This is a genomic window from Pseudomonas tehranensis, assembly GCF_014268615.1.
GTDB lineage: Bacteria > Pseudomonadota > Gammaproteobacteria > Pseudomonadales > Pseudomonadaceae > Aquipseudomonas > Aquipseudomonas tehranensis.
On sequence record NZ_JABWQV010000224.1, the window covers coordinates 1 to 8,180 of the forward strand.

At 60.6% G+C, this 8,180-nt stretch carries 6 protein-coding genes; all 6 read left to right on the forward strand.

Translation table 11 applies throughout. The features are described from left to right. The first annotated feature begins 204 nt into the window (after positions 1–204). The 6 genes from HU811_RS22225 to HU811_RS22250 all read left to right on the forward strand — a co-directional run bounded on the left by HU811_RS22225 (position 205) and on the right by HU811_RS22250 (position 8,065). Positions 205–687 (forward strand): sigma-70 family RNA polymerase sigma factor, encoded by a 483-nt coding sequence (locus HU811_RS22225; RefSeq protein WP_186658116.1) that lies wholly within the window; start codon positions 205–207, stop codon positions 685–687. Between the two features lie 146 nt (positions 688–833). After that, complete coding sequence (locus tag HU811_RS22230; RefSeq protein ID WP_186658117.1) at positions 834–2,168, forward strand: lysine N(6)-hydroxylase/L-ornithine N(5)-oxygenase family protein; 1,335 nt, start codon at positions 834–836, stop codon at positions 2,166–2,168. 204 nt (positions 2,169–2,372) lie between these two features. Continuing rightward, complete coding sequence (locus HU811_RS22235; protein ID WP_186658119.1) at positions 2,373–5,654, forward strand: transporter substrate-binding domain-containing protein; 3,282 nt, start codon at positions 2,373–2,375, stop codon at positions 5,652–5,654. Between the two features lie 128 nt (positions 5,655–5,782). Then, positions 5,783–6,217, forward strand: coding sequence for an ANTAR domain-containing protein (locus HU811_RS22240; RefSeq protein WP_092400332.1), 435 nt, complete (start codon positions 5,783–5,785; stop codon positions 6,215–6,217). Between the two features lie 115 nt (positions 6,218–6,332). Further along, positions 6,333–6,947, forward strand: a complete 615-nt coding sequence (locus tag HU811_RS22245) for a response regulator transcription factor (protein ID WP_092400334.1) — start codon at positions 6,333–6,335, stop codon at positions 6,945–6,947. 251 nt (positions 6,948–7,198) lie between these two features. Then, on the forward strand, positions 7,199–8,065 hold the full coding sequence (locus HU811_RS22250) for a pirin family protein (protein ID WP_092400336.1): 867 nt from the start codon (positions 7,199–7,201) through the stop codon (positions 8,063–8,065). Positions 8,066–8,180: the final 115 nt, after the last annotated feature.

The window sequence follows — 8,180 nt, forward strand, 5'->3', positions numbered from 1 at the left end:
CGGGAGCAAGCTCCCTCGCCACAAAAGCGGTGCTTGGCGCCTAGTTATCTGAACGAATCCGGACTGATACAAACCAAAGCTTTAAATCTATATGAGAATTACTATAAATTACGCGATTAAATCTGCCATTATCGTGCCATTGCCGATTTCAGGCGCGCCGATCTGGCACAGGGATAGCTGTCGCAGCCATTGCGCAGGGGAGTCATGTTGGAAAACTACTATCGCGAGCTGGTGTGTTTCCTGAACGCCAGGCTAGGCAACCGCCAGGCGGCCGAGGATGTGGTGCATGACGCCTATGTGCGGGTACTTGAGCGCGCCAGTGACACACCCATCGAGCAGCCTCGGGCGTTCCTGTACCGCACCGCGCTGAACCTGGTGATCGACGGACATCGGCGCAATACCCTGCGCCAGGTCGAATCCCTGGAGGTGCTGGACAGCGAAGAGCGTTTTTTCACGCCATCGCCCCATACCAGCCTTGACCACGGTCAGCGCCTGGACCTGCTCCAGCGCGCGCTGGCCGAGTTGCCGCCGCTGTGCCGCGAGAGTTTCCTGCTGCGCAAGCTCGAAGGCCTGTCCCATCCGCAAATCGCCGAACGCCTGGGCATTTCCCGAGCACTGGTGGAAAAACACATCGTCAACGCCATGAAGCATTGCCGCATTCGCGTGCGGCAGTGGGACGCGCATTAATCCCTCCACGCCGGTCGCATCACGGTAAATTTTTTTTCACTGTCCTCGTTCCTCTCAACAGACGACTTGCCGGCTTGCCAAAGATCGGTCGGGTCACCCCAGGCTTTTCGCGCCCTGTTGAGGGGCTTCTCCAGAGGACACTGGACATGACACAGGCAATTGCTTCGCCCAACGTTCACGACTTGATCGGTATCGGCTTCGGCCCCTCGAACCTGGCGCTGGCTATCGCGCTGCAGGAGCGAGGCCCGGTTCAGGGCGAACTGGATGTGCTGTTCCTCGACAAGCAGGCCGACTACCGCTGGCATGGCAATACCCTGGTGACCCAGAGCGAGTTGCAGATTTCTTTCCTCAAGGACCTGGTGACCCTGCGCAACCCCACCAGCCCCTATTCGTTCGTCAATTACCTCAAGCATCACGGCCGGCTGGTGGATTTCATCAACCTCGGCACGTTCTACCCGTGTCGCATGGAGTACAACGACTACCTGCGCTGGGTGGCCGGGCAGTTCGCCGGGCAGAGTCGCTATGGCGAAGAAGTGCTGCGCATTGAACCGGTGCTGCACAACCAGCAGGTCGAAGCGTTGCAGGTGATTTCCCGCGACAGCCAGGGCGAAGAGCGGGTGCGCACTGCTCGCTCGGTGGTGGTCAGTGCCGGTGGTACACCGCGCATCCCCGAGGCGTTCAGCGCTTTCAAGGAGGACGCTCGGGTGTTCCACCATTCCCAGTACCTGGAGCGCATGGCGACGCAGCCGTGCGTGAACGGCCAGCCGATGAACATCGCGATCATCGGCGGCGGACAGAGCGCCGCGGAAGCCTTCATCGACCTCAACGACAGCTTCCCTTCGGTGCAGGTCGACATGATCCTGCGCGGCTCGGCCCTCAAGCCGGCCGATGACAGCCCGTTCGTCAACGAGGTGTTCTCCCCGGAGTTCACCGATCTGGTATTCCAGCAGCCCCACAGCGAACGCGAGCGGTTGGTCAACGAGTACCACAACACCAACTATTCGGTGGTGGACATCGACCTGATCGAACGCATCTACGGGATTTTCTATCGCCAGAAAGTCTCAGGCATCGCCCGTCATGCCTTCCGTACCCTCACCACGGTGGAGAAAGCCACGGCCACCGGTGCCGGCGTGGAGCTGGCGGTGCGCAACAACGCCACCGGAGAGCTGACCGTGCGCCGTTATGACGCGGTGGTGCTGGCCACCGGTTACGAACGGCAGATGCACCGCACATTGCTGGCGCCACTTGAGCAATACCTGGGGAATTTCGAGGTAGACCGCAACTACAAGTTGATCACCGACGAGCGCTGCAAAGCGGCGATCTACATGCAGGGCTTCTGCCAGGCCAGCCATGGCCTGAGCGATACCTTGTTGTCGATCCTGCCGGTGCGCGCCGATGAAATCGCCGGTTCGCTGTATGAGCACGACAAGTATCGCGGACAGAGCCGTTCGGTGCGCGACCTGAAGCTGGCCACGGCATAACCCTGCCTACAACAATCGGCCTGCGGGCAATTTCTCAGAAACTTCCTACACTCACCTCACGTGTCCTGTCTTTCAGGCAGGGCGCGTTGACGGTTCGCTGTTCCCTCGCTTTGGCAGTCTGAACCCATCAGCCGGTCTCCCTGACTTGACGTGAAGTCGGTGGTGTTCCGGGCCGACTACGCCAAACGAAACAACCTGATCCAAATGACGCTGTTCTTACGCACAGGCCTGGTGGCGCTGTTGCTAGGCTTATCAAGTGTGACGCCGCAGGTTGGCGCGGCACCTGAGTCGCTGCAAGTGCTCGGGCGTTCCAGTGTGAGCGACTATTCGGTGTCCCTGGGGGAGGCCGACAAGAACTGGCTACGCCGCAAGGGGACGTTGCTGTTAGGGGCCTCGGCGCCGGATTACGCACCTTTCGGTATCACCAGCAACGGCCGCGACTATGAGGGTCTTACGGCTGACTATGCCCAATTGCTGGGGCAGATGTTGCACGTCGATGTGCGGGTGCAGCGCTACGCGTCACGGGAGGCATCGCTCCAGGCTTTGCGCAGTGGTGAGATCGACATGCTCGGAACGGCCAACGGCTTCGAAGCCAGCGACCCCGAGTTGGCGATGTCCCAGCCCTATGCCGATGACCTGCCCACCTTGGTGGCCCGGGTCGAGGATAGCCAGGATTTGCCCACGGACCTGGCGGGCATGCGCGTGGCGATGCTGTATCACTATCTGCCTACCGATACGGTCAAGGCGTTTTATCCGGATGCGGCCTTGCAGTTGTACCCCTCGACCTTGAGCGCGATCGGCGCCGTGGCGTTCGGGCAGGCCGACGTTTACCTGGGGGATTCGATCAGCTCCAATTACCTGATCAGCAAGAACTACCTGAACAACGTCCAACTGGCTGATTTCTCACGCATGGAAGTGCAGCCGTTCGCCTTTGCGGTCAGCCGCGAGAACGCACGCCTGCTGCGCATTATCAACGCCGCGCTACAAGCCATCCCCGCCAGTGAACGCATGAGCATCCTGCGCCGCTGGAGCGCTGGCGGCGCGAGCATCCCCGGTCAGCAACCTCTGCATTTCAGTGTCAAGGAACAGCGTTGGCTGGATGCCCATCCGCGGATCACGGTGGCCGTCAACCAGAACTTCCCGCCACTCACGTTTATCGATGAAGGGCATTTGCGGGGTATCAGCGCTGATGTGCTGGCCAGGATCAGCCTGCGCACCGGCCTGAAGTTCGATATCCAGTGGGGTACCTCGCTTCATGATGTGATCGGGCGCGTCAGCAGCGGTCGGGCCGACGTACTGGCCGCCGCGCCACCCAGCACCGAGCTTGAGGGGACGTTGCGTTTTACCCGGCCTTACCTGAGTAATCCGTTCGTGCTGGTGGCGTCCGTCGGGGGCAATGTCCCGTTGACGTTGGACCAGATGGAGGGCAAACGCCTGGCGCTGATTCGTGGCAATGCGCTGCGTGAATATCTGCTGGAACAATTTCCCCGGGTGCACCTGGTGCCGGCTGAAAACTCAGCGGACGCGATGTCCATGGTCGCCGCCGGTACGGTGGACGGCGCGATCAATTCGCTGATCAGCGCCCGCTATATGATTTCTCGCCAATACCGCGGCAAACTGCACATCACCAGTACCGTGGGGACATTGCCGGCGCGCGTGGCCCTGGCGACTCATCGTGATGCGCCGGAGCTGCATTCGATCCTGGACAAGGCGCTGCTGAGTATTTCTCCCGAAGAAATGGACGAGCTGACCAATCGTTGGCGCAGTGAAGTGGTGATCGACGACAGCTACTGGTTGCGCAACCGCACCACCATCGTCCAGGGGTTTGCCATCGCCGCGCTGCTGTTGCTGCTGGCATTGGGGTGGGCCTTTTACCTGCGGCGTCTGCTGGAGCAGCTGCGCGTGGCCAAGCAAAGCGCCGATGACGCCAATCGGGCCAAGACCACATTCCTGGCGACCATGAGCCATGAAATCCGCACCCCCATGAACGCGGTGATCGGCATGCTGGAACTGGCCCTGAAAAAAGCCGACCAGGGTGTCATGGACCGGCTCGCCATCGAAGTCGCGTCAGGCGCCGCCCGCGGCATGCTCGACTTGATCGGAGACATCCTCGACATCGCCCGCATCGAGTCAGGCAGGCTGTCGCTGACCCCGCAGCGGGCCAATCTGCGGGAGTTGATCGAATCGGTGGCGCGGATCTTTGAAGGCCTTGCCTGGCAGAAACAACTGGACTTGCAGCTTGAGCTCGACGCCGCGATCAACCGCGACGTATTGATCGATCCGTTGCGTTTCAAGCAGATCGTGTCGAACCTGCTGAGCAACGCCATCAAGTTCACCGAGCAGGGGCAGGTGCGCTTGAGTGTGCGAGCCGAACCGGGCGGTGACGCGCAGTGCCTGCCAATCCGCCTGCGTGTTGAAGATAGCGGCTGTGGTATTTCGGCCGAGGATCAGCGCCGCTTGTTCAGCCCTTTTACCCAGGCCAGCAACAACACCCAGTCGGCCCGCAGCGGCTCCGGGTTGGGGCTGGTGATCAGCCGCACGCTCTGCGAAATGATGGGCGGCACCCTGACGTTGAGCAGCGTGCCGGGGGAGGGCACGCAGATTGAAGTTCTGCTGAGCTTGCCGGCGCTCGAGGCCTTGGCTCAGGCGCCGTCGGCGCAAGTCGAGGCGCTGGCACCGGTGCGGGCGCTGAACATTCTGGTGGTGGACGACTACCCGGCCAACCGTCTGCTGCTGTCCCAGCAACTGAGCTATCTGGGTCATCGTGTCCGGGAAGCCGACGAGGGTGTCCAGGGGTTGCGCGCTTGGCGGGCTGAACGCTTCGATGTCGTCATTACCGACTGCAACATGCCGTTGATGAGCGGCTACGAACTGGCCCGCGCCATTCGCGAGGCGGAGCGGGCCGAGGGTTTGTCACCTGGGGTGATCCTGGGTTTCACGGCCAATGCCCAGCCCGAGGAAAAGGCCCGTTGTGTCGAAGCCGGCATGGACGATTGCCTGTTCAAACCCATCAGCCTCAAGGAGCTGAACAGCTGCCTGGCTTCGGTCACGCAGGATTGCGCCGCAGTGCCCGATGAACTGGCGCTTGCGTCGACCACCGGCGACATCGACTTGAGCAGCCTTGAACAATTGAGCGCAGGTGACACTGGTTCAATCAAAAAACTGCTAAAGGAACTGGTCAACAGCACTGCCCAGGACCAGGCGCAATTGATGCGTCTGCTCGCTCGCCAGGACCTGCCAGGGTTGGCTGACCTGGCGCACCGGGTCAAGGGCGGCGCGCTGATGATCAGGGCCCAGCGCCTGATTGCCGCCTGCGAAGCCCTGGAAAGTGCCTGCCGCGGGGGTGACCGGCCGTTGCTCGGCGCCGCCGTGGATGACGTGCGCCAAGCCATGGATGACCTGACTGAACGACTGGAGGCCTATGTGGCGGGGGAGCTTGCTTGCGCTGGGCCGCGAAGCGGTCCCCGCGGGTCTTCTCATGGCTAAGCGAGCCGCGTAGTCATCCCGAAGCTACATGCGAAGTACCTTTTTCCTCCCTTTTTTGGGATTCGTCCTACAGCGCCTATCAAAAGCTTCCTCTAGCCTGACGCCCCTTAACGATTGGGACGCCTGTCATGCCGAACAAAGCATTACGTATCATGATTGCCGACACGCAACATGCTCATCGAATGAGGCTTGAGCACCTGTTCAATCAACAGGGCTATTTTCGGATCGCCCCCGTGAGTGGCCTGCAGGAGCTGTTGACGCTGGTGGAATACGGCAGCGAGCCGTTCGACCTGGTCGTGGTCAATGCCGGCCTGGCGAAGGGCGCGCTGGACTTGCACGATTTCATCCTCGATAACCCACAGCTTCGTCACGCGCTGATTTACAACACCCCCCAGATCGGTCTGTCCTCGGCGGTTGTCGCGCGTCGGCCGAGCATGCACTTGAGCCCGGCCCAACTGCCTGACCTTGCGTCATTGGCGAGTCTGATGCAACGGGTTGATCCCCAGGCCTGCGAGTTGACGCGACCCTGGCTTCGCCCCCTCAGGCAAGGTCACGCAGGGTGAAGCTGCACCGTTGGTCGGCACTGTCAGACCTGACAGGTGGCTTGGCCCGGCGCCTGTGCAACAGTCCGAAGCAGTCATGGCATCGGCGCCGTTTGCATTTACGTGGGGAGTTGCCTTGAAAGACGTATTGATCGTGGATGACCACCCTGTCATACGAGGGGCATTGCGGCTCATTTGCCAGAACGAGGGGTTTACCGGAGTCAGGGACGCGGGCGGTGTCGCCGACGCCAGGGCGTTGATCAAGGAAAAGGCGCCAGACCTGGTAATTCTGGACCTGGTGATGAACGGATTCGATGGCATGGATCTGTTGGTCTGGATCATGGCCCAGTTCCCTGGGTGCGGGGTGCTGGTGTTCACTTCCCAGGACGCGCAGCACTTTTGCAACCGCTGCATTTCCGCCGGAGCCAGGGGCTTCGTGACTAAGAGAAGCGACCTGAAAGAGCTGATCAAGGCCATTCATGCGCTGAAATCCGGCTACTCCTATTTCCCTCAAATGCCGGTCAGGCTGGATTTTCAACAACGCACTGAACAGCAGACCCTGGAAACGCTCTCCACCCGTGAGTTGTCCATTCTGCGAATGCTGGCCATGGGAATGCGCGGCAAAGACATCGCCGAGGCGTTGTTCCTGAGTCCGAAAACCGTCAGCACCTACAAGACCCGTCTGCTGGAAAAACTCGGACTCAAGACGCTGGTGGGCCTGTCGGATTTCGCCAAGCGCAATCACCTTTGAATAACACCAGAACTTGTGGGAGCGGGCTTGCTCGCGAATGCGGAGTGTCAGTGAAGTAAATGTTTGCTGACACACCGCATTCGCGAGCAAGCCCGCTCCCATAGGGGGACTGTGGTGACTTGCAGTTTTTCTAGGTCCTTCATTGTTCTCCAAATAGAACGCTACGGCCGGTTTTTGCTGTCTAGTGCTTCAAGGGGGGCGGTTTTAAGCTATGTCCATCAAATCGCAGTACCTGATTTTGGAGACACAGCATGAAAAACATCATCGGCGTCTACACCAGCCCCCGAGCCCATTGGGTCGGTGACGGCTTCCCGGTTCGTACGCTGTTTTCCTACGATAACCTGGGCAAGCACATCAGCCCGTTCCTGCTGCTGGACCACGCCGCCCCCACGCAATTCGAACCCACCGCCGAGCGTCGCGGTGTTGGCCAGCACCCTCATCGCGGTTTCGAAACCGTGACCATCGTCTACCAGGGCGAATTGGAACACCGGGATTCCACTGGCAGCGGCGGCAAGATCGGCCCTGGCGACGTGCAATGGATGACAGCCGCTTCCGGGATCATTCATGAAGAGTTCCACTCCGAAGACTTCGCCCGGCAAGGCGGGTTCATGGAGATGGTCCAGCTGTGGGTCAACCTGCCCGCCAAAGACAAAATGGCCCCGGCCGGCTACCAGACGCTCCTCAAGGGCGACATTCCGAGCATCGACCTGAAGGACAACGCTGGCAGCCTGCGCCTGATTGCCGGCCGCTTCGAGGGGCACCAAGGCCCGGCGAAAACCTTTACGCCCATCGATGTCTGGGACATGCGCTTGAATGCCGAAAAAAACCTGACCCTCGACGTACACGATGGCCGCAACACCGCACTGGTGGTGTTGCGTGGCACGGTTCAGGTCAACGGTCGCGAGCGGGTCGAGGCCGGGCAACTGGCGCTGTTCGACCGGGCCGGCGAGCAGTTGCACCTGCACGCCAATCAAGACGCGGTGGTGTTGCTGCTCAGCGGTGAGCCCATCGACGAACCCATCGTTGGCCATGGTCCGTTCGTGATGAACAGCGAGCAGGAGATTCACCAGGCTTTCAACGATTTCCACTCCGGTCGTTTTGGCGCGATGGACGACTGAGGCGAAACAACAGCCACCTCAAAGCAATGTGGGAGCGGGCTTGCTCGCGAACGCGGTGTATCAGGCACATAGACGTTGACTGACACGCTGCATTCGCGAGCAAGCCCGCTCCCAC